The sequence below is a fragment of the Lentzea sp. CA-135723 genome (assembly GCF_050936595.1).
Lineage (GTDB): Bacteria > Actinomycetota > Actinomycetes > Mycobacteriales > Pseudonocardiaceae > Lentzea.
Genome location: NZ_JBNJMK010000001.1, coordinates 7,253,167 through 7,275,148, shown reverse-complemented (window position 1 = coordinate 7,275,148; position 21,982 = coordinate 7,253,167). Strand labels below are relative to the sequence as shown.

At 70.7% G+C, this 21,982-nt stretch carries 19 protein-coding genes; 5 read left to right on the top strand and 14 right to left on the bottom strand.

The features are described from left to right. Positions 1-2 precede the first annotated feature (2 nt). Complete coding sequence (locus tag ACQEU1_RS34110; RefSeq protein WP_433210536.1) at positions 3-3,380, bottom strand: pyruvate carboxylase; 3,378 nt, start codon at positions 3,378-3,380, stop codon at positions 3-5. A gap of 319 nt (positions 3,381-3,699) precedes the next feature. Between ACQEU1_RS34110 and ACQEU1_RS34105 the strand changes: the two genes are divergently transcribed. After that, positions 3,700-5,010, top strand: coding sequence for a hypothetical protein (locus ACQEU1_RS34105; protein WP_433210534.1), 1,311 nt, complete (start codon positions 3,700-3,702; stop codon positions 5,008-5,010). Positions 5,011-5,048: 38 nt separating this feature from the next. Here the strand turns inward: ACQEU1_RS34105 and ACQEU1_RS34100 are convergent, their stop codons facing one another. The 3 genes from ACQEU1_RS34100 to ACQEU1_RS34090 all read right to left on the bottom strand — a co-directional run bounded on the left by ACQEU1_RS34100 (position 5,049) and on the right by ACQEU1_RS34090 (position 10,827). Further along, positions 5,049-6,179, bottom strand: a complete 1,131-nt coding sequence (locus tag ACQEU1_RS34100; protein WP_433210532.1) for a hypothetical protein — start codon at positions 6,177-6,179, stop codon at positions 5,049-5,051. Between the two features lie 863 nt (positions 6,180-7,042). Next, positions 7,043-9,202, bottom strand: a complete 2,160-nt coding sequence (gene recG, locus ACQEU1_RS34095) for an ATP-dependent DNA helicase RecG (protein ID WP_433210530.1) — start codon at positions 9,200-9,202, stop codon at positions 7,043-7,045. Between the two features lie 14 nt (positions 9,203-9,216). Continuing rightward, the gene (locus tag ACQEU1_RS34090; RefSeq protein WP_433210528.1) at positions 9,217-10,827 is read right to left on the bottom strand and encodes a DAK2 domain-containing protein; all 1,611 of its coding nucleotides are present in this window, start codon (positions 10,825-10,827) and stop codon (positions 9,217-9,219) included. 148 nt (positions 10,828-10,975) lie between these two features. On the opposite strand from ACQEU1_RS34090, the gene rpmB reads away from it, so the two are divergent. Then, the gene (gene rpmB / locus ACQEU1_RS34085; protein ID WP_030467945.1) at positions 10,976-11,167 is read left to right on the top strand and encodes a 50S ribosomal protein L28; all 192 of its coding nucleotides are present in this window, start codon (positions 10,976-10,978) and stop codon (positions 11,165-11,167) included. 18 nt (positions 11,168-11,185) lie between these two features. Here rpmB and ACQEU1_RS34080 read toward each other — a convergent pair whose 3' ends face one another. Genes ACQEU1_RS34080 through ACQEU1_RS34060 form a run of 5 tightly spaced genes read right to left on the bottom strand, consistent with a single transcriptional unit; the run spans position 11,186 to position 15,049 of the window. Continuing rightward, entirely contained in the window at positions 11,186-12,361 is a 1,176-nt protein-coding gene (locus ACQEU1_RS34080; RefSeq protein ID WP_433211945.1) for an MFS transporter, read from the bottom strand. A 26-nt stretch (positions 12,362-12,387) separates the two neighbouring features. Beyond that, entirely contained in the window at positions 12,388-13,062 is a 675-nt protein-coding gene (locus ACQEU1_RS34075) for a uracil-DNA glycosylase (RefSeq protein ID WP_382441118.1), read from the bottom strand. A 20-nt stretch (positions 13,063-13,082) separates the two neighbouring features. Then, the gene (locus ACQEU1_RS34070) at positions 13,083-13,604 is read right to left on the bottom strand and encodes a gamma carbonic anhydrase family protein (protein ID WP_285645777.1); all 522 of its coding nucleotides are present in this window, start codon (positions 13,602-13,604) and stop codon (positions 13,083-13,085) included. 10 nt (positions 13,605-13,614) lie between these two features. Then, positions 13,615-14,070 (bottom strand): GNAT family N-acetyltransferase, encoded by a 456-nt coding sequence (locus ACQEU1_RS34065; protein ID WP_433210525.1) that lies wholly within the window; start codon positions 14,068-14,070, stop codon positions 13,615-13,617. A gap of 10 nt (positions 14,071-14,080) precedes the next feature. Then, on the bottom strand, positions 14,081-15,049 hold the full coding sequence (locus ACQEU1_RS34060; protein WP_433210523.1) for a thiamine-phosphate kinase: 969 nt from the start codon (positions 15,047-15,049) through the stop codon (positions 14,081-14,083). Positions 15,050-15,146: 97 nt separating this feature from the next. Between ACQEU1_RS34060 and ACQEU1_RS34055 the strand changes: the two genes are divergently transcribed. Together ACQEU1_RS34055 and ACQEU1_RS34050 are read left to right on the top strand one after the other, a co-directional pair. Then, a complete protein-coding gene (locus ACQEU1_RS34055) occupies positions 15,147-15,380 on the top strand; it encodes an Lrp/AsnC ligand binding domain-containing protein (RefSeq protein ID WP_030467939.1) in 234 nt (77 codons plus the stop codon). A gap of 23 nt (positions 15,381-15,403) precedes the next feature. After that, positions 15,404-15,967: a DUF3515 domain-containing protein gene (locus tag ACQEU1_RS34050; RefSeq protein WP_433210520.1), complete on the top strand. Its 564-nt coding sequence runs from the start codon at positions 15,404-15,406 to the stop codon at positions 15,965-15,967. Here the strand turns inward: ACQEU1_RS34050 and ACQEU1_RS34045 are convergent. Both ACQEU1_RS34045 and ACQEU1_RS34040 read right to left on the bottom strand, forming a co-directional pair. After that, complete coding sequence (locus ACQEU1_RS34045) at positions 15,964-17,013, bottom strand: D-alanine--D-alanine ligase family protein (protein WP_433210518.1); 1,050 nt, start codon at positions 17,011-17,013, stop codon at positions 15,964-15,966. The two genes, ACQEU1_RS34050 and ACQEU1_RS34045, sit on opposite strands and share 4 nt — an antisense overlap. A 247-nt stretch (positions 17,014-17,260) precedes the next feature. Further along, positions 17,261-18,631 carry a PLP-dependent aminotransferase family protein gene (locus tag ACQEU1_RS34040; RefSeq protein WP_433210516.1) on the bottom strand — a complete coding sequence of 457 codons (1,371 nt, stop codon included), beginning with the start codon at positions 18,629-18,631 and terminating at the stop codon, positions 17,261-17,263. 67 nt (positions 18,632-18,698) lie between these two features. Between ACQEU1_RS34040 and ACQEU1_RS34035 the strand changes: the two genes are divergently transcribed. Further along, positions 18,699-19,343 carry a pyridoxamine 5'-phosphate oxidase family protein gene (locus tag ACQEU1_RS34035; RefSeq protein WP_433210514.1) on the top strand — a complete coding sequence of 215 codons (645 nt, stop codon included), beginning with the start codon at positions 18,699-18,701 and terminating at the stop codon, positions 19,341-19,343. Here ACQEU1_RS34035 and ACQEU1_RS34030 read toward each other — a convergent pair. The 3 genes from ACQEU1_RS34030 to ACQEU1_RS34020 form a co-directional block, all read right to left on the bottom strand. After that, entirely contained in the window at positions 19,324-19,782 is a 459-nt protein-coding gene (locus ACQEU1_RS34030; protein ID WP_433210512.1) for a cysteine dioxygenase, read from the bottom strand. The genes ACQEU1_RS34035 and ACQEU1_RS34030 overlap by 20 nt on opposite strands. A 118-nt stretch (positions 19,783-19,900) precedes the next feature. Further along, positions 19,901-20,974 carry a cystathionine gamma-lyase gene (locus ACQEU1_RS34025; RefSeq protein WP_433210510.1) on the bottom strand — a complete coding sequence of 358 codons (1,074 nt, stop codon included), beginning with the start codon at positions 20,972-20,974 and terminating at the stop codon, positions 19,901-19,903. Further along, complete coding sequence (locus ACQEU1_RS34020) at positions 20,971-21,981, bottom strand: NAD(P)H-dependent glycerol-3-phosphate dehydrogenase (RefSeq protein WP_433210508.1); 1,011 nt, start codon at positions 21,979-21,981, stop codon at positions 20,971-20,973. Before ACQEU1_RS34020 ends, ACQEU1_RS34025 begins: the two co-directional genes overlap by 4 nt. Position 21,982 lies beyond the last annotated feature (1 nt).

The window sequence follows — 21,982 nt, the reverse complement described above, 5'->3', positions numbered from 1 at the left end:
ACTCACTCCAGCACGATCAGGAGGTCTCCACCCTCCACCTGCTGGGCTCCCCGCAACGCCAGGCGCTGCACGACGCCCGCCTTCGGGGCGGTGATCGCGGCCTCCATCTTCATCGCCTCGATCGTCGCGACGGTCTGACCGGCGTCGACGCGGTCACCCTCGGCCACCGCGGCCGTCACCACGCCAGCGAACGGGGCCGCGACGTGGTTCGGGTTGGCGCGGTCGGCCTTCTCCGCGGCCGCCACGTCGACGGCCACCGAGCGGTCGCGGACCTGGATCGGGCGCAGCTGGCCGTTCAGGGTCGCCATGACCGTGCGGATGCCGCGCTCGTCCGCCTCGGAGATCGCCTCCAGGCCGATCAGCAGCCGGACGCCCGGCTCCAGGTCGACGGAGTACTCCTCGCCGGGACGCAGGCCGTAGAAGAAGTCCTTGGAGCGCAACACCGACGTGTCGCCGTACGCCTCGCGGTGCGTGGTGAACTCCTTGGTGGGCGCCGGGAACAGCAGCCTGTTCAACGTCGCCCTGCGCGCGTCGGCGAGACCCGCCTCGTCCTCGGCGGACAGCTCCTCGACCGGCTTCGGGGCCGGCCTGCCCTCGAGCGCCTTGCTGCGGAACGGCTCCGGCCAGCCGCCGGGCGGGTCGCCCAGCTCACCGTGCAGGAAGCCGATCACCGAAGCCGGGATGTCGAACTTGCCGGGGTTCTCCTCGAACTCCTTCGGCGCGACACCGGCGCCCACGAGGTGCAGCGCGAGGTCACCGACGACCTTGGACGACGGTGTCACCTTCACGAGGTGGCCGAGCATGCGGTCGGCGGCCGCGTACATCGACTCGATCTCCTCGAACTTCTCGCCCAGGCCCAGGGCGACGGCCTGGGTGCGCAGGTTCGAGAGCTGACCACCGGGGATCTCGTGGTGGTAGACGCGGCCGGTCGGACCGGGGATGCCGGACTCGAACGGCGCGTAGATCTTGCGCACCGACTCCCAGTACGGCTCCAGGTCGCAGACGTTCTGCAGGTCGAGGCCGGTCGAGTGGTCGGTGTGGTCGAGCAGCGCCACGATCGACGACAGCGGCGGCTGCGACGTCGTGCCCGCCATCGACGCGGTCGCGCCGTCGATCGCGTCCACGCCCGCCTGGACCGCCGCGAGGTACGTCGCGAGCTGGCCACCGGCCGTGTCGTGCGTGTGCAGGTGGACCGGGAGGTCGAACTCCTTGCGCAGCGCGGTGATCAGGCGCGACGCGGCCGGCGCCCGCAGGAGCCCCGCCATGTCCTTGACGCACAGCACGTGCGCGCCCGCGCCGACGATCTGCTCCGCCAGCTTGAGGTAGTAGTCCAGTGTGTACAGACGTTCGTCCGGATTGGACAGATCGCTGGTGTAGCAGAGCGCGACCTCGGCGACGGCCGTTCCGGTCTCGCGCACGGCTTCGATCGCCGGGCGCATCTGCTCGACGTCGTTCAGCGCGTCGAAGATCCGGAAGATGTCGATGCCGGTGGCCGTCGCCTCCTGCACGAACGCCTTGGTGACCGCCTCGGGGTACGGCGTGTAGCCGACCGTGTTGCGGCCGCGCAGCAGCATCTGCAGGTTGATGTTCGGCACGGCCTCGCGCAACGCCGCGAGCCGCTCCCACGGGTCCTCCGCGAGGAACCGCAGCGCCACGTCGTAGGTCGCGCCGCCCCAGCACTCCAGGGACAGCAGCTCGGGCGTCATGCGCGCGACGTGCGGCGCGACGGCGAGCAGGTCCTTGGTGCGCACTCGGGTGGCGAGCAACGACTGGTGGGCGTCGCGGAACGTCGTGTCGGTGACGCCTACGGCCTTGTTCTCCCGCATCCACCGCGCGAAGCCCTCTGGCCCGAGCTCGACCAGCTTCTGCTTCGACCCGGCGGCCGGTTCGGCGTTGAGGTCGATGACCGGCAGCTTCTCCCGCGGGTCGACCGCGGTCGGGCGGGTGCCGTTGGGGTGGTTGACCGTGACGTCCGCGAGGTAGGTCAGCAGGCGCGTGCCGCGGTCCGCCGAGTGGCGCGCCGTCAGCAGGTGCGGGCGCTTCTCGATGAACGACGTGGTGACGCGGCCCTCGTAGAAGTCGGGGTCGTCCAGCACGGCCTGGATGAACGGGATGTTCGTGGACACACCGCGGATGCGGAACTCCGCGATCGCACGGCGCGCTCGGGCGACCGCGAGAGAGAAGGTGCGGCCACGGCACGTGAGCTTCACGAGCATCGAGTCGAAGTGCGGGCTGATCGCCATGCCCGCGCCGGCCGTACCGCCGTCGAGGCGGATGCCGGAGCCACCGGGCGAGCGGTAGGCGCTGATCGTGCCGGTGTCCGGGCGGAAGCCGTTGGCCGGGTCCTCGGTGGTGATGCGGCACTGCAGCGCGGCGCCGCGCAGCTGGACGGTGTCCTGGGACAGGCCCAGGTCCTCCAGCGTCTCCCCGGACGCGATGCGCATCTGGGACTGCACCAGGTCGACGTCCGTTACCTCTTCCGTAACGGTGTGCTCGACCTGGATGCGCGGGTTCATCTCGATGAAGACGTAGTGGCCCTGCGGGTCCAGCAGGAACTCGACCGTGCCCGCGTTGCGGTAGCCGATGTGCCGCGCGAACTTCACGGCGTCGGCGCAGATGCGGTCGCGCAGCTCGGGGTCGAGGTTCGGCGCGGGCGCGATCTCGATGACCTTCTGGTGGCGCCGCTGCACGGAGCAGTCGCGCTCGAAGAGGTGGATCACGTTGCCCTGGCCGTCGGCGAGGATCTGCACCTCGATGTGGCGCGGCTCGACCACGGCCTGCTCGAGGAACACGGTCGGGTCGCCGAACGCCGACTCGGCCTCGCGCGACGCCGCCTCCAGCGCCTCGCGCAGCGCGCCCGGTTCGTCCACCTTGCGCATACCGCGGCCACCGCCGCCCGCGACGGCCTTCACGAAGACCGGGAAGCGCATGCTCTCCGACGCCGCGAGCAGCGCCTCGACGTCGGACGACGGCTCGCTCGACTCCAGGACCGGCAGCCCGGCCTCGCGGGCGGCCGCGATGGCGCGCGCCTTGTTGCCCGTCAGCTCGAGGACCTCGGCCACGGGGCCGATGAACGTGAGACCGGCCTCACGGCAGGCCATCGCGAGCTCCGGGTTCTCAGACAGGAATCCGTAACCGGGGTAGATCGCGTCGGCACCGGCCTTGCGGGCGGCCTTGATGATCTCGTCGACGGAGAGGTAGGCGCGGACGGGATGTCCCGGCTCGCCGATCTCGTACGACTCGTCCGCCTTCAGGCGGTGCAGCGAGTTTCGGTCCTCGTGCGGGAAGACGGCGACCGTTCCAGCGCCCAGTTCGTAGGCGGCTCGGAACGCGCGAATCGCGATCTCGCCGCGGTTGGCGACAAGAACCTTGCGGAACATCCGTGCCCTCCCGGTGTTACTCGGCAGTCATCAGTCGTGGCACGTTACCGTGCGACTCTTGCCTGTTGGGAGGACTGTCTCACGTGATGGGTGTCATCCTGATCGGTCTTGCTGGCCCTGATTCTCGCGTGATGGGAGGAAAGTGGGAACCCACCACCCGGTCAGACTGCGGCCGGTAGTGGGTTTAACCAGATCGAGTGACGATCTTCGCGACTATCTCGGTAGGGTGAGCCATATGGCCGGGGCTGATGGAGCCGGGCAGCCTACTGCCCGCACACCGCATTTCGACGTTGTCCTCCGTGGTTACAACCAGCGACAGGTGAACGAGCGCGTCACCCGGTTGGAGTTCGATCTCAAGAACTCCAACCGCGCCCGCGACGCGGCCTCCGCGCAGGTGGGCGAGCTCACCAAACTCCTCAACGCGATGCGCGCCGACCTCGACAAGACCAAGGTCCAGCTGCAGAACCTCGCCAACGCTCCCGTGAGCGCGTCGAACGTCACCGAGCGCGTCCGCGTGATGATGAGCCTGGCCGAGGAAGAGATCGCGGACATCCGCAAGGACGCGCTCGACAAGGCCGCCGCGACCCGTGGCGAGGCCGAGAAGTGGGCGGCTGACCAGCGCGAACAGCACCAGCGCCTGCTGGCGGAGACCGAAGCCCGCCGCAAGCAGCTCGAGATGCACTACCAGCAGCGCCACGCCGAGCTCGACCAGCAGACCGCCGGCCGCCGGTCCGAGCTCGAGGCCGAGCACGCGGCGTTGCAGGGCAAGCTCACGGCCGAGCACGAGGCCCTGGTCGCCGACGTGCGCGCGAACGGTGAGCGGATCGCCGGCGAGTTCGAGAAGAAGTCGGCCGACCTCGACGCCCACCGCGTGGAACTCGACGCGAAGTACAAGGCGTACAACGACGAGCTCGACCAGGAGTACGACGGTCTCAAGGCGAAGCTGACCGCGGAGCACCAGAAGGTGCTGGCGGACGCGCGGACCGAGGCCGAGAAGATCGCCGCCGACGCGGAGGCGCGGCGCACGGCCGCGCTGTCCACTCTCGACGGTGAGCTCGCCGCCAAGAAGGCGGAGGCGGAGAAGGTGCTCGGCGAGCTCGAGTCCGAGACGCTCGCCCGTGCCGAGAAGACCACCGCGGACGCGACGGCGTCCGCGACCGCCCTGGTCAGCGCCGCCGAGGAGAAGGCGGCGACGACCCTGCGCGAGGCGGAGGACAAGGCGGCCGCCCTGGTCGGCGACGCCAACCAGAAGGCAGCGACCACCGTGCGCGAGGCGGACGAGAAGGCCGCGACCACCGTGCGCGAAGCCGACGAGAAGGCGTCCACGCTCGTCCGCGACGCTGAGACGCGCACGTCGAACCTGGTGCGCGAGGCGGAGCAGAAGTCGGCCGCCGCCGTTGCCTCGGCGGACCAGCGCGCGGCCAACGCCTCCGAGAAGGAGGCTGCGCTGCGGGCGGCGCACGACAACCTCGCCACGCAGTTCCACGCGGCGCAGGAGGCCGTCGAGGCGGCGATGTCGGTGCTCAAGCCGCTGGAGGACGGCTCTGCGGAGGACGAGGCGCCGGCTGCGGCTTCGGCCGAGGAGGACGCGGACAAGACCCAGCAGCTGCCGAGGCCGCGCCAGAACTGATCGCCCGGCGGGGTGGCTCGGTTCGAGCCACCCCGTTTTCAGCCGGGGAACGGCGGCAGGCTCGTCGTGGCCCAGCTCGTGTGGCAGCCGCCGTTCGCCGTGTAGTCGCTCGCGAACCCGATGAACTCGCTGCCGTCGAGCGATGCGACCCCGCTGGGGTGGTAGTTCGGGCAGACCTTGTCCCGCGCCTGGGGCACCGGCACCGGCGCGCGCATCTCGTACCAGCCGCTCCTGCCGCCGTTCTCGGACACGAAGATCGTGCGCCCGTTGCCGGGGTCGACCTTGCCGTTCGCGGACATCAGCATCTGCCCCATGAGCAGCACACGACCCGTGGCCGTGCCGTTGGGCGCGAGGACGATCGACGGCGTGTGCGCGAAGTACTTGCCGTCCTTGGTGGTGGGCCGGGTGCCGTGGTTGGTCGGATCGCCCCAGTCAGCGCCGTCCCTGCTGCTGCGGTGGAACGCCTCGCAGAAGTACTGGTCCGGCTGCGCGCAGATCTCGTACATCATGTAGTACTCGCCGGTCGGCAGGCGCTTGACCTGCTGCATCCCGGGTCGCAGGTAGCTCTGGGCCACCGCGACGATCTTCTCCTTGGCCGACCACGTGATGCCGTCCTTCGACGTGGTGCGCCCGATGTACTGGCTGTGCGCGCCGTCCGACTCGTCGGAGAAGTAGCAGTGCAGCAGGCCGTAGGCGTCGACCGAGAGGTCCGGCTCCCACAGCCCGCCACCCGGCCTCGCCCGCGCGCACTCCGACAGGAACCGCCACGACTGCCCGGCGTCGTCGCTGCGCCAGATCCGCGCCTTGAGCGTCTCCGGCTTCGTGCCGACCGACCCGGCCCACAGCACCGTGCCGGCCGGCATGTCACCGACCTGGCGCGGCAGCTCGTAGAGGTGTCCGCAGCACGTCTCCGAAGCGCTCGCGTCGTCGACGAACGTGGCGATCCGCTTGAACCGCTTGCCGGTGCGCGGGGCCTTCAGGACGTTCACGGCGTGGTCGCCGTGCACGACCACGAGGATCGAGCCGCGCTGCGGGCCGTGCTCCAGGCGGAGGGCGTGCGGGTACCTCGACTGCTCACCGGTCAGCAGCACGGGGGCCGCCCAGGCCTGGGAGGGCGTGGTGACGAGGGTGAGGGCGGCTGCCAGCGCGGTGATGATCATGCGACGCACGGTGGGGACCGTACCGAGGACGGCTGCGGGTACCGGACGAATCGGGCAGAGGCACGCTCACACCTTCGGGTGAGAGAGGTTTGGGAGCGCAGGCGGTGGGGTGGGAGGAGGGCGGGGCTGAGCCGCGGGCGGGCGAGGGCGGGCACGGATGGAGCGGGCCGCAGGTGGAGTGGGCCGCAGGTGGAGTCGGCTGCGGCGGAGCGGGCCGCGGCGGAGCGGGCCGCGGGCGGGCGCGGGCGGGGCACGGATGGAGTGGGCCGCAGGTGGAGCGGGCCGCAGGTGGAGCGGGCCGCGGTCGAGTGGGCCGCCGGTGGAGCGGGCCGCGGTCGAGTGGGCCGCCGGTGGAGCGGGCCGCGGTCGAGTGGGCCGCCGGTGGAGCGGGCCGCGGTGGAGCGGGCTGCGGCGGAGCGGGCTGCGGCGGAGCGGGCTGCGGCGGAGCGGGCTGCGGCGGAGCGGGCTGCGGCGGAGCGGGCTGCGGCGGAGCGGGCTGCGGGGTGGCGGGGTGCAGGCGGGCTGCGGGGTGGCGGGGTGCAGGCGGGCTGCGGGGTGGCGGGGCGCAGGCGGGTGCGACGCAGCTGGCGTGGGACGCACGCGGGGCGCCGGTGGCAGGCGAGGCGGCCGGGCGAGATGGCAGGCAAGCGGGCGGGACGCAGGTGGCCAGGGGCGCAGGCCTCCGTTGCGCGCGGCGCATCGCCCGGTCTGCACGCCGCGCCATTCCGTGCAGGTGCGGGCCCACTCGACAGCCGCGCCGCTCGACAGCCGCGCCGCTCGGCGCGGCGTGCTGCTCGGCGCGGCGTGCTGCTCGGCGCGGCGTGCCGTCCCTGCCGCCCTCCAGCCGGGCTATGCGGGGCGGGGCGGCCTGGCTAGGTCTTTTCCAGGTACTCCGCTCGTTCCTCCGTCAGCAGGGTCGCCACCATGCCTGCGAGGCCCGGGTGCTTCTCCAGGTCGGGGTCGGCGTCCACGACCTGCTGGGCGGCGGTGCGGGCGTCGGCGATGATGTCCTCGTCGCGCAGCAGTGACAGCATCTTGAGGCCTGAGCGGCGGCCCGACTGCGCGGCGCCGAGGATGTCGCCCTCGCGGCGGAGTTCCAGGTCCAGCTGGGCCAGTTCGAAGCCGTCCAGAGTGGACTCCACGGCGCGCAGGCGTTCCATCGTGGCCGTCATCTCCGGCATCTCGGTCACCAGGAGGCAGAGGCCTGGTGCGCTGCCGCGGCCCACGCGGCCGCGGAGCTGGTGGAGCTGGGAGACGCCGAAGCGGTCCGCGTCCATGATGGCCATCACGGTGGCGTTCGGGACGTTGACGCCCACCTCGATGACGGTGGTGGCCACGAGGACGTTGACCTCGTTGGCGGCGAAGGCGCGCATCACGGCGTCCTTGTCCTCCGGTGGCATGCGGCCGTGCAGGATTTCGATGCGCAGGCCTCGCAGGGGGCCGGCCGCGAGCATGGTGGCCACGTCGATCACGGACAGGGCAGGGCGCTTGTCGTCGTCGCCTTCCGACTTGGCCGGTTCCTCGTCGCCGATGCGCGGGCACACGAAGTACGCCTGGTGGCCCTTCGCCACCTCCTCGCGCACTCGGGCGAAGGCGCGGTCCAGCCAGGCCGGCTTCTCGCGGGCCGGGACCACCGACGTCTTGATCGGGGAACGGCCGCCAGGGAGTTCGCGCAGGGCCGAGACTTCGAGGTCGCCGTAGACCGTCATGGCCACGGTGCGCGGGATCGGGGTGGCGGTCATGACCAGGACGTGCGGGTTCTCGCGTTCGCCCCGGGCCGAGAGAGCGGCGCGCTGCTCCACGCCGAAGCGGTGCTGTTCGTCGACCACGACCAGACCCAGGGAGTGGAACTCCACCTTCTCCTGGATGATCGCGTGCGTGCCGACGACGATGCCCGCCTCGCCGGTCACGATGTCCAGCAACGCCTGACGGCGCTGGGCCGTGTTCATCGAACCGGTCAGCAGCGTCACTCGGGTCGCCTCTTCGGCGCCGCCGAGCTGGCCCGCCTGGGCCAGGTCGCCGAGCATCTCGGACAACGAGCGGGCGTGTTGTGCCGCAAGGACTTCGGTCGGGGCGAGCATCGCGGCCTGCCGGCCCGCGTCCACGGCCTGGAGCATCGCCCGCAACGCGACCATGGTCTTGCCCGAGCCCACTTCTCCTTGCAGGAGGCGGTTCATCGGCACGACGGACTCCAGGTCGGAGGCGATCTGCTCGCCCACCTCGACCTGGCCCGCCGTGAGCGTGAACGGCAGCCGCTCGTCGAACGCGTCGCGGATGCCGCCTGACCGGCGCGCGCACGAGGGCGCCGGGCGGGCCGTCGAGGCCTTGCGGCGCTGGGCCAGGGCCAGCTGCACGGCCAGCGCCTCGTCCCACTTCAGCCTCAGCTGCGCCACCGAGATCTGCGCCCAGCTCTCCGGCCGGTGGATCGACCGCAGCGCGTCCTCCAGGCCGATCAGGCCCTGCTCCTCGCGGAAGTCGGCGGGCAGCGGGTCCTCCGGCACGCCGTCCCAGATCTCCAGGAGCTGCTTCACGCAGTTCGCGATGTTCCACGTGTTGATGTGCTGCGACGCCGGGTAGACCGGCAGGAACGCCTGCAGGAACGACGACCCGTCCTGCTCCGCGGTGAGGACCTCGAACGCCGGGTGCACCAGCTGCAGGTTCTGCCGGTAGCGGCCCACCTTGCCGGCGAACAACGCGCGCGTGCCCGGCAGCAGCTCCTGCTCGGCGACGAACGCCGGCTTGCCGAAGAACACCAGGTGCAGCTCCGAGGTGCCGTCGGTGATCACGGCCTCGGTCATCTGGCCGCGGCGCGCCTTCATCTGGCGCTTCTGGCACTTGCGGACCTCGGCCTGCACCGTGACGTGCTCGTCGATTTCCAGCGAGCGGATGTCCGTCAGCTTCCCGCGCTCGTCGTAGCGGCGCGGGTAGTGGCGCAGCAGGTCACCGACCGTCGTTAGGCCGAGGCCGGTCTCCAGTGCGTCGGCGGTCTTCTTGCCGAGCAACGGCTGCAGCTTGTCGTCGAAGGAGATCATCGCGTCCCATTGAACTACTCGACACCGACAAAAATGACCGCGTCCGGCTGGCCGCCCGGATACGCCGTCACCTCGACCTCCGGATGGGTGACCCGCAGGTGGTCCTCCAGCACGTCGACCAGGCCCTCCGGCGCGTCGGCGCCCAGCAGCACCGTCACCAGTTCACCACCACCGGCCAGCATCCGGTCGACCAGGCGGCACGAGAGGTCCATCAACGACTCCGCGGCCGCAGGGCCGGGCTCGATCAGCACGACCTCGCCGTCCAGCATGCCCAGCAGGTCTCCGGGCTGGCAGCGGCCCACCCACGTGATCGCCTCGTCGGCGGCGATCGCGAGCTCACCGCGGCGCGTGGCGGCGGAGGCCTCGGCCATCGCGACAACGTCGTCACCGGCACGCCTGGAGGAGTCGTGCACCGCCAACGCCGCAAGGGCCTGCACGGGCGAGAACGTCGGCACCACCACCACGTCCTGCCCTGCGGCCTGTGCGTACGCCACGGCCTCGTCCAACGCCTCCCGGATGTCCGGATCACCCGGCAGCACGGCGACGTGACGCGCGCGCGTCGACACGATGGCCGACAACAGGTCCGTGGGCGTCGCCGAAGAAGAAGCGAGGTCGAACACCGTGGCGCCCTCGGCACGGAACAGGTCCACGGCGCCGCTCACCACCACCACGATCGCCCGGTCGCGCACGAACCGGGACGCCTGCGCGGCGATCTGGTCCGCGAACCGCGCCACCGTGATGCGATGCGGACGGCCGGCGCGCACACCCGACTCGATGGCCGCGCCGATGTCGTTGCAGTGCACGTGCACGGTCCACAACGACGCCCCGTCGCCCACGACCGAGACGCAGTCGCCCAGCCCGTTCAACGTCGCCTTCAGCTCAACGACAAGATCTTCGGACGTCTCGTCGAGCAGGTACATGACCTCGTACTCGAACTCCGACGACCCGCTCTCCCGCTCGGTCGTCAGCGACTCGGGCGTGCGGGGCAGCAAGGGAGCGTCTATCGGTGTTTCCACACTCTGGCCGGTGATCACCGCGGCCAATGTGTCCAACAACACAACGAGCCCGCGGCCGCCCGCGTCGACCACCCCGGCCTTGGCCAGCACGGCGAGCTGACGGGGCGTGTCCGCCAGTGCGACGGCCCCCGCGCGTGACGCCGCCATCACCACGTCGTCCAGCTCGTCGGAGGCGCAGTCGCGAGCGGCCTCGGACGCGGCGTGCAGCACCGACAGGACCGTGCCCGGAACCGGCTTGGACACCGCCGCCGTGGCCAGCTCGTCGGCCCGGTGCAGGCCCTTGCGCAGCGCCGACCCGGTGACCAGCGAGACCTCCTGCACGGTCTCCGCGAGGCCCCTGAGCACCTGCGACAGGATCACGCCGGAGTTGCCCCGAGCCCCGGCCAGCGCGCCGCGGGCCAGCGCCGACAGCGCGTCCCCGACCGTCGACCTGGGCGAACGCAGCAGCGCGTCCAGCGCCGACTGCATCGTGTGCAGCAGGTTCGTGCCTGTGTCACCATCCGGGACGGGGAAGACGTTGATCTGGTCGATCGACTCCCGATTGGCGTCCAGCGACCGCACGCAGGCGTCCGCCCACCTGCGCACCGCGACCGCATCCATGACCTGCATGGCGGCGAGAGTATCCACCCGGTTTGGTCACGGGTGAGCCCACCGGCTACCCTCATTGAGTTGCCGTGCCCGGTTGAGGCTTGTGCACGCTTGCGCGCCCACCGGGACGCATGACTTACCGCTTGAGGAACCTGAAGGAGTGGCTGACGTGGCTGCCGTGTGCGACGTCTGTGGCAAGGGGCCGGGCTTCGGCCATTCGGTTTCGCACTCCCAGCGGAAGACGAACCGCCGCTGGAACCCGAACATCCAGTCTGTGCGCGCGAAGGTCTCGGCCTCGCAGCGCCAGCGGATCAACGTGTGCACGTCCTGCCTGAAGGCCGGCAAGGTCGTGCGCGGCTGATCACCGCCACAGTTCGTTCTAGTTCGGAGAGAGCTCGGCCACGGCCGGGCTCTCTTCGCGTTTCAGGGCCCGCCGCACGAACACCAGGCACACGACGCCGACGAGCAACGCCCCGGTGCCACCGAGTGCGAACACCGCCCGCGGCCCCATGACGAGCAGCAACAGGCCCGCTGCGGCCGTGCCGACCAGGTTCGCGCCGGTCACCATCGATCCGACCGCGGCGAACGCACGCCCGCGCATCTCCTCCGGCGTGCGCAACCGCACGATGGCGTTCATCGTCACGTTGTCCACGCCGTTCGACACGCCACCGATGAACCACCCGATCACGGCGGCCGCGACGAAGGGGAACGTCGCCGGGATCAGCACCGCGATGCCCGTGGTGACCCCGGTGATCGCCAGCGCCTGAGCGAGCTGGGACGCCGACGTCAGCCGCGCCGCTATCCGGTTGCCGACGATGATGCCGACCATCCAGCACGCCTGCATGGCACCCAGCAGGAACTCGTTGCCGTGCAGCACGAACCGCACGAACGCGGGGTCGGCGACGTTGATCACCACCGTCGCGCCGACGAAGCACGCCAGGCCGACGATCGCCGCGAACAGCAGGGAGTCCCGCCGCACGTGCCGGATCCCGGCCATCGCGCTGGGCCGTGCCGAGTGCTCCCCCGACGGCCTGCGCTCCGACCGCACGAACGCCAGCAGCGCCGCGTAGGCGAGGAAGGTCGCGCCGTCGATCAGCATCGCGGCGGGATGGCCGAAGAACCCGGCGAGCAGCGCTCCACCGGTGACCCCGGCGATGGTGCCGACGCTGCGAGTGGTGCCCAGCAACGCGTACGCACGCGTGGACTGCTCCTCGCCCGCGATGTGCGGGACGAGGGCGGAGATGCACGGCTGGGCGATCGCACGGCCACAACCGGAGACGAGCACCAGCGCCACGACGAACGCGGGCTGCCCCATCAACGGCGCGATGGCCGAGATCGCGACGCCCTGGCAGAGCAACGCGACGATCAGCAGGCGGCGGTTGGGCAGGCGGTCGACGAGCACGCCGGCCAGAGGCGCACCGAGCACGAACGGCAGCAGTTCGGCGACGAGGATCGCGGCCACCAGCAACGAGCTGATCGGCGTCGCCCAGAACAGCAGCACCAGCAACGACAACGCGTTGCCGAACTCGCTGACGGCCGCACCTGCGGCCGTCAGCGTCAGATCGCGGCGGGCGGGAGCAACTACGGGAGCTTCCAGTCGATCGGCTCGGCGCCCTGCTTCTCCAGCAGTTCGTTGGCGCGGCTGAACGGCTTCGAGCCGAAGAACCCGGAGTGCGCCGACAACGGCGACGGGTGCGCGGACTCGATGGCGGGCAACGGTTCCAACAGCGGGCGGAGGTTGCGCGCGTTGCGGCCCCACAGAATGGAGACCAGCGGTGCGTCACGGGCGGCCAGCGCCTTGATCGCCTGCTCCGTCACGGCCTCCCAGCCCTTGCCCTGGTGGGAGTTCGCCTTGCCCGGCTGCACGGTGAGCGCCCTGTTGAGCAGCAGCACACCGCGCTCGGACCACGGCGTCAGGTCGCCGTTGGACGGAATCGGGTGACCGAGGTCCTCCGCGTATTCCTTGTAGATGTTGATGAGCGACTTGGGAATGGGCCGGACGTCCGGCGCGACCGAGAACGACAGGCCGACCGCGTGGCCGGGCGTCGGATACGGGTCCTGGCCGACGATCAGCACCTTCACCTGGTGGAACGGCTGCTGGAACGCGCGCAGCACGTTCTCGCCCGCGGGAAGGTAGGTGCGACCGGCGGAAACCTCCGCGCGCAGGAACTCACCCATGGCGGCAATTTGGTCAGCGACGGGGGCGAGAGCTTCAGCCCAACCGGCTTCGACAACTTCAGTGAGGGGACGAGCCACGGCTGTGAACCCTATCTCACCTAATCGAGGCGGCGGAGCTTCTCCCGGTACAAAGCTATGTTCTGCACGTATTTCTCGACGATGAATTCCCAGGCCCGTTCCGGCACAACGTGTCCGGCGCGTTCGCGGGCGGGAACTCCCAGCACCATCGTGCGTTCGCGGACGTGGCCGTCGAACGAGACCACCGCGCCGGCGCCGACGATCGCGCCCTTCTCCACGATGGAACCGTTGAGCACCACCGAACCCGAGGCGATCAGGCACTCGTCCGCGACGGTGGCGCCCTCGATGTGCACGTTGTGGCCGACCACGCAGGACGATCCGATGTGCACCGGGTGGACCTCGGTGCAGTGGATGACCGTGCCGTCCTGGATCGACGTGCGCTCGTCGACGACGATGCGCCCGTAGTCGCCGCGCAGCACGGCTTGTGGCCACACCGACGAGAACGCGCCGATGCGCACGTCGCCGATCACGGTCGCGTCCGGGTGGACGTACGCGTCCGGGTGGATCTGCGGCGTGTAGTCCCCCAACGCATAAATGGCCATGCGCTCGAACCTACAACGACTTCCCGAAGCAGCGGCTGTCCGGGTGGTCGCGGTAGACGCCGAAGTTGGCGATCCGCTCGTACCCGCTGGAGGTGTACAGGCTGATCGCCTCGGGCTGGCGCGTGCCGGTCTCCAGGACCATGCGCTCCAGGCCCGCCTCACGCGCGGTGACCTCCAGATGCGCGAGCACGGCCCGGGAGAGGCCCTTGCCGCGTGCGGAGTCGACCACGTACATGCGCTTGATCTCGGCGGCGCCGGCCAGTTCGTCGTTCACCCGCCAGCCGCCGCACGCCACGGGCACGCCGTCGAGGTAGCCGATGACGAAGTACCCGAGCGGCGCCGCGAACTGCGCCGGGTCGACCGGCGTGATGTCCACGTCGCCGTAGCGCTCGACGTAGACCTGCTGGAGGTCGTCGATCATCTTGACCGAGTCCGGATGGTCATACGCGCGCGTGAATAGTTCCACAGGAGTCAGTTTACGCCCGCCAGTGCTCCCAGCCAGGAGGTTTTTCGTAGACCCTGCCGTCGACCGTGACTCCTCCGCCCGCGCGGACCGTGCCGATGGTCGTCCAGTTCGGCGGCACGGCCTTGGGGCCGGGGAACGTCGCCGCGAGCGCGTGGTCCTCGCCGCCGGTGAGCGCCCAGTGCCGGGCGTCCCCTCCGAGCGCCGACGCCACGTCGAGCAGGCGCGGGTGCAACGGCAGCAGCTCCGTGCGGATGTCGATCGCGACGCCGGACGAGTCCGCGATGTGGCTGAGGTCCTGCAGCAGCCCGTCCGAGACGTCGATCATGGACGTGGCGCCCGCCTCCGCTGCCCTCGGCCCCTCCTCGTACGGCGGTTCCGGGGTGCGCTGGGCGTTCACTATCCCGACCGGCGAACGGAAGCCGCGGCCGAGCACGGCGAGCCCGGCGGCGGCCCAGCCGAGCCGTCCGGTGACCGCCACGACGTCCCCGACGAGCGCGCCGGACCTCGTGATCGGCTCGAGCCCGTTCATGTCGCCCATGGCGGTGATGGAGATCACGAGCGTGGCGGAGCTGACCATGTCGCCCCCGACGATGCCCGCGCCGGCCTTCGCCGCCTCGTCCCACAACCCGGCCATGATCCCCTGCACGACGGACGCCGGGGTGTCCGCCGGACACGCGAAACCGACCAGCAGCGCGGACGGCAACGCTCCCATCGCGACGACGTCGGCGAGGTTCACCGCGGCCGCTTTTCGGCCCACCTGCTCAGGACTGGACCAGTCGAGTCTGAAGTGGACACCCTCGACGAGGACGTCCATCGAGGCGACGACCCGTCCGTCCGGGACGGCGACGACGGCCGCGTCGTCACCCGGCCCGAGGATGGTCGTCTCCGGCTGCGCCCGACCGGTCGTCACCCGGTGGATGAGATTGAACTCACCCACATCGGCGACCGTCTCCGCGTCGCGCGGCGGCTCCGGACGCAAAGTTGCCTCCCAATCTGAGCATTCGGAACCCCAACTGGGGTACGTTGCGTGACACGTTCCTACCTCGACCCAACCTGTCGCGACGAAGGGGCACGCCGTGGTGCATGCATACATCCTCATCCAGACCGAGGTCGGCAAGGCCGCCGCAGTCGCCTCCGAGATCTCCGGGATCGCCGGGGTAGCCACCGCAGAAGACGTCACCGGTCCGTACGACGTCATCGTGCGCGCCGAAGCGGAGACCGTCGACCAGCTCGGCCAGCTCGTGGTCGCGCGCATCCAGAACGTCGAGGGCATCACCCGAACGTTGACCTGCCCGGTGGTCCATCTCTAGTCAGCCCGTGTTGTCATAGCCGGGTGACTCAGCAGGAAACCACGTCAGCGCTGTCCCGGCCGTTGCTCGCGGCGGTCGGGCTCGCTGTCGTGCTCGCCATCGGTGTCGCCGGCCTCGGCTTGTGGCTGGGCACGGGAAACCAGTCGCAGGACGTGCCCGGTCGCACGGGTCCCCTCGCGCTGGTCTCGATCGACGCGCCGGCGGCGGGCTCACCGGAATGCGCTTCCCTGGTCGAGAAGCTGCCGGTGGGGTTGCCGTCCGGGAAGGACATGCTGCCGCGCCGGGAGATCGCCACGCCCGCCCCGCCGGCTTCCGTGGCGTGGGGTGACGCCAAACACGATCCGGTGGTTCTGCGCTGCGGGCTGCCGAGGCCGTCCGAGCTGTCGGCGACCTCGCAGCTGCGCGTGATCTCCGACGTGCAGTGGCTCGAGCTGCCCGGTGCGGACAGCTCGACGTGGGTGATCGTCGACCGCGGCGTGTACGTGGCGCTCACGGTGCCCGCCGACGCGGGCACCGGACCGTTGCAGGACATCTCCACCACGGTGCGCGACCTGCTGCCCAAGCAGCCGGTCAAGACCACTGCTTAACGGAGGCCCGAGCCGCGCTTGAGCGCCGTCTCGATCAGCGTGGTCAGCAACGCCGGGAAGTCGAGGCCCGTCGCCTCCCACGCCTTGGGGTACATGGAGATCGGCGTGAAGCCCGGCATGGTGTTCAGCTCGTTGAGGATCACCTGGCCGTCCTCGGTGAGGAAGAAGTCCACCCTGGACAGTCCCTGGCAGTCGAGCGCCCTGAACGCCTTCACGGCCAGCTCGCGCAGCCGTGCGGTGACGTCGTCGTCGAGCTTCGCCGGGATGTCGGCCTCGTAGGAGTCGTTGACGTACTTGGCCTCGAAGTCGTACCAGTCGGCGCCGTCACCCACGGGGCGCAGCTCGGCGGGCAGCGAGGCCTCGATCCGGCCGTCCGGGAACTCCAGCACCGCGAGCTCGATCTCGCGGGGGTTCGGCACGGCCGACTCGATGATGACCTTGGGGTCGTGCTGACGCGCCTCGAAGATCGCGGCGTCGAGGTCGTCCCAGCTGCCGACCTTCGAGATGCCCACGGAAGACCCGGCGCGCGACGGCTTCACGAACACCGGCAGGCCGAGGTGCTCGCGCTCGTCCAGCGTCAACGTGGTCGCGGAACGGTCGAGGGCGACGAACCTGCCGACCTCGATGCCCTCGGCGGCGAGCAGCTTCTTGGCGAAGATCTTGTCCATCACGGCCGCGCTCGCGAACACGCCCGGTCCGACGTACGGCAGGCCGCCGAGCTCCAGCAGACCCTGGATCGTGCCGTCCTCGCCCCACGGGCCGTGCAGCAACGGGAAGACGACGTCGACGTCCTTGAGCGCCACACCGGGCTCGACCGCCACGACGGCACGGTCGCGCAGCGTGGGGAGGTTGCCGGCACCGGACTCCAGCGCGGTCGGGTCCGTGCCGAGCGACCACTGCCCCTGCGGGGTGATGCCGACGGGCACCACGTCGAACCGCTCCGCGTCGAGGTGCGGCAGGACGCTCTTGGCGGACTGGCAGGAGACCTCGTGCTCGGAGCTGCGGCCGCCGAAGACCACGGCCACCCTCGTCTTGCGCTGCGTCATGCGGGCGACCCTACCCGTTTGGGCGATTGTGCCTACCAGACAGTTGGCCTGGCCTCGTGCTCGGACCGGGACCGCATGATCGCCTCGCTGCGGGAACCGAACCCCAGCTTCGGCGAGGTGGTCCGGCTCGTCGCGCGCCGTGGCGGAGAGGGGGTGTGACGAAGGACAGCGCGGGCGAGCACTGGGCGGCGGCGCGCGGGTTCCGCCTGGCAGCTCGGCTTCGTCGTCGCCCGCGCGGTCGTCGCGGTCAGCCGTCCGCTGTGAGCAGTTCGGTCAGCACCGGCAACGCCCCCGCGAGCTGTTCCCGCGAGCACGCGCTGTACCCGATCGCGAGCCCGTGGAACTTCGGCCTGTTCACGTAGTGCCGCGCCAGCCCGTCGACTCGCAGCCCGCGTTCCAGCGCGAGCCGCATCACCTCGCGTTCGCGGTCGAGCGACGACAGCAGCACGACGACGTGCGCGCCCGCGTCGTCGCCGAGCATCCTGATGCCCGCCGCGGCGAACGTGTCCACGATCAACGCCCGGCGCTCGGACAGCTCGCGGCGCAGCTTGCGCAGGTGCCGGCCGAGGTCGCCCGTCCGGGCGAGTTCGACGACGACCCGCTGGCCTGCGGCGGCCGGGCTGGTGCCGGTGAGGTCGCGGTGTTCGAGGACCGTCGTGGCGATGTGCTCCGGCGCGACCATCCACCCGGCACCCAGCGTGGGCGTGAGGATCTTGCTGGTGGTGCCGAGGTGGACGACGACGTCCGGTGCCAGCGCGGCCAACGACGGCAGCGGGGCCACGTCGTAGCGGAGCTCGCCGTCGTAGTCGTCCTCGATGACGAGCCAGCCGTCGCGCCGCGCCCGTTCGACCAGCGCCACCCTCCGGCCGGCGGACATGCGGCCGCCCAACGGGTACTGGTGCGCGGGCGAGCAGTAGACGGCTTTCACCCCATCGGGTACGGCGTCGGGCAGCAGGCCCTCGGCGTCGACGGCGGCCTGCACCACGCGGAGGCCGTTGGCGCGGAAGACGCCCACGGCCCGTTGGTAGCCGGGTTCCTCCACGGCCACGGCGTCGCCGCGCTGCAGCACGGCGGTCGCGATCTCGGTGAGCACGGCGGTGGTGCCGCCGGTCGCGAGCACCGGGTCGGCGTTCACGGCCAGGCCCCGGTGCCGCAGCAGGTGTTCGGCGATGGCCTCGCGGTACTCGGGCAGGCCCGCGCGTTCGGGGCGGGACAACGGGGGCGCGTCCGCCGCCGCTCGCCACGCCCGGCGCCAGGCCGCCCGGTCGAGGCCGCCCGCCCAGGGAGCACCGGTGCCGAGGTCCACGAAGTCGGTGATGGCGGGTGCGACGGGCTTGCGCGAACGTTTGCGCAGCGGGCCGGGCGGGGTCGTGGTGACGTACGTGCCGGAACCGTGCCGTCCGGCGATCCAGCCTTCCGCGTGCAACTGTTCGTAGGCGGCGGCTGTGACCGTGCGGGACACTCTGAGCGAGTCGGCCAACGCGCGCGTTGACGGCAAACGGTCACCCGCGCGCAGGCGTCCTTCCGACGCGGCGGAACGCAGGGCGTCGGCCAGCTGGACGGCGAGCGGTTCGGCGGATTCGCGGTCCAGCGCCACGGGCAGCGCGGTCTCAGCCAAAGTGGCCTTCTCAAATCGATGGAAGATGGCGCTTCAATGATGCCACTTAACCCCGCAGGCTAGAAGCATGACCTCTGACGTGCAGCTCTCCCCCACCCAGCGCAGCACCGTCGTCCGCGGCAAGAACCGGGCCGTCGAAGACAGGCAGGTGCTCTACGACATCCTCGACGCGGGCCTCGTGTGCCATCTCGCCGTGGAAGTGGACGGGGCGCCGTTCCTCATCCCCACCGCGTACGGGCGCGACGGCAACCGCATCTTCCTGCACGGCTCGACGGGCTCGCGGTCCATCAGGAGCATGCTCGAAGGCAAGCAGGTCTGCGTCGCGGTCACGCTCGTGGACGGCGTCGTCTACTCGCGGTCGGTGTTCCACCACTCGATGAACTACCGGTCCGCGATCATCCACGGCACCGCGAAGATCGCCGAGGACCCGCGGCACGCGCTGAAGGTCATCGTCGAGCACGTCACGCCCGGCAGCTGGGACTACGCGCGCGAACCGTCCAAGAAGGAGCTCGCGCAGACGGCCGCGCTGGAGATCGACCTGACCGAGGCGAGCGTCAAGGTGCGTGCGGGCGGCCCCGGCGAGGAGCCGTCCGACCTCGAAGCGAACCTCGTGTGGGCCGGGCACATGCCGCTCGTGCAGTCGTGGGGTGCTCCCGTACCGCACGAGACGGACAGGGACGTACCGCCGCACGTCAGCGCACGGGGCCGTTGACCGGGTCGTAGTGGTACGGCGTCATCGCGCGTGTGCCGTGGCGGTACACGTGGATCGACACGGCCGGGTCCACGCCATCGTTGCGTACCTGGTGCACGTACCCAGGACCCCACACGCGCGATTGACCGGTGTGCAGTGAATGCACGACCTGGATGCGTGTGGTCACCACCTCGGTCAGCAGGCCGCTGACCACGGTGAACGCGCCGGAGGTGTGGTTGTGGTCGTGCAGCGACGCGGTCTGTCCGGGGAGCCAGCTCATCAGCCAGATCTCCTGGTCGTCGGTCTTGTCGACCAACGCCGAGAAGCGCTCCTCCGGGTCGTACCGGAGCAGGTGCTTCCAGCGGTCGCGGTCGGCCGCCCACGCCAAGGCCACCCGGACGGGGTGCAGCAACGGGGTGTTTTCAGGCAGAACGACGCTGTTCTCAGGAACGGCGAACATCGGGAAGAGGTCCTAACCAGGCGAGTGCGCGAAAAGAGGACGCGGGACTATCGCCAGGTACAACAGCAACATGCGTTGAAGGACATGAGCAGGAGGGTCCCGGAACCGGGACCCTCCGTCAATCCAGTCCCAAAGCTTGGGACACGTCTTTCACCAGGTCGGGTGTGTCCTCGCAGCCGGCCGAGAAGCGCACCAGACCTTCCGGCACCGGGTCGCCCCACTGCGCCCGCCGGTCGGCGGTCGAGTGCAGGCCGCCGAACGACGTCGCCGCCGACACGAACCTCGACTTCGCGATGAACGCCTCGACGGCTTGGGCGTCGTCGAGCTCGAACGTCAGCACGCCGTTGAAGCGCCGCATCTGCTGTGCTGCCAGCAGGTACGCGGGGTCGGCCTCCGCGCCCGGCCAGCGCAGCCCGGACACCTTGCCGGACAACGCCTCGTAGAGCGCGGCCGCGTTGCGCGCCTGCCGTTCGAGCCGCAGGTCCAGCGTTCCCAGCCCGCGCACCACCAGCCACGTCTCGAACGGGCCGGGGATCGCGCCGCTCAACGTCCGCGCGTCGCGCAGCCTCGTGGCCAGCTCGGCGGAAGCCACCGTGATGTGTCCGAAGAGGACGTCGCTGTGCCCGGCGACAGCCTTGGTGTCCGACGCGACCACGATGTCCGCGCCGAGCTCCAGCGGCCGCTGCCCCAGCGGCGTCGCGGTCGTGTTGTCCACGGCCAGCAACGCGCCCGCGGCGTGCGCCTTCGAGGCCAGCTCGGCGATGTCGCAGACGTCCAGGCCGGGGTTCGACGGCGTCTCCAGCAGGACCAGCCGCACGCCCTCGAAGGACGGGTACGGCCCGGCCGTGGGCGCCTCGACCACGTTCACGTCCATTTCGGACACGAACTTCCGGCTGAGGAAGTAGCCGTCCGACGGGAGGACCAGAGTGTCCCCAGTGGACAGCACGGTCCGCAGCAGCGTCGAGATCGCCGCCATCCCGGACGGGAAGACGACGGTCTCACCGCCTTCCAGCGACCCCAGCGCCGTTTCGAGCGCACGCCACGTCGGGTTGCCGGAACGGCCGTAGGTGTCCGGGCCGCCGAGGTGGAACGCCGACGCGAACACCGGCTGCACGCCGAACGGTTCGCCCGCACCACCGGACACCGAGTGGACGACGCGCGTGCCGTCGCCGTCGCCGAGCTCGGCGCTCACTGGCGCTCGTGCTTGCGGTCGCGGCCCAGCAGCGCGGCACCGAGGTCGCGCACGCTCAGCCCGTCGTGGCAGACCTGGTGGACGCCTTCGGTGATCGGCATGTCGACGTCGTGCGCGTTGGCGAGCTCGCGGATCGACGAGCACGACTTCACGCCCTCGGCGACCTGCCCGTGCGCGGCCTCCTGCGCCTGCGCGAGCGTGTCGCCCTTGCCGAGCCGTTCGCCGAAGGAACGGTTGCGCGACAACGGCGACGCGCACGTGGCGACCAGGTCGCCCAGCCCCGCGAGGCCCGCGAACGTCAGCGGGTCGGCCCCGAGCGCCGCGCCCAGCCGTGCCGTCTCGGCCAGGCCGCGCGTGATGATCGACGCCATGGTGTTGTCGCCGTAGCCCATGCCCGCCGCCATGCCGCACGCCAGCGCGATGACGTTCTTGCACGCCCCGCCCAGCTCGCAGCCGACGACGTCGGTGTTGGTGTACGGGCGGAAGTACGAGTTGGAGCACGCCTGCTGGAGGTCCACCGCGCGGTCGTGGTCCGTGCACGCGATGACCGTCGCCGTCGGCTGCTCGACGGCGATCTCCTTGGCCAGGTTCGGCCCGGACACGACGGCCACCTGCGACTCGTCGACGCCGGCGACCTCGCGGATCACCTCGCTCATCCGCTTCAACGTGCCGAGCTCGACGCCCTTGGACAGCGACACGAGCGTCGCGTCCGGCGGCAGCAGCGGCTTCCAGCCGGACAGGTTGGCCCGCAACGTCTGCGACGGCACGGCGAGGATCACCGCGTCCGCCCCGTCGAGCGCCTTGGCCGGGTCCGAGGTGGACGTGAGGTTGGCGGGCAACGAGATGCCGGGCAGGTAGCCGGAGTTCACGCGGGTATCGGTGATCTCCGCGGCCACCTCCTGGCGCCGTGCCCAGAGCACGACCTCGGGACCGGAGTCCGCGATGACCTTCGCGAACGCCGTGCCCCACGACCCTGAGCCCAGCACCGCAACACGTTCGATCGCCATG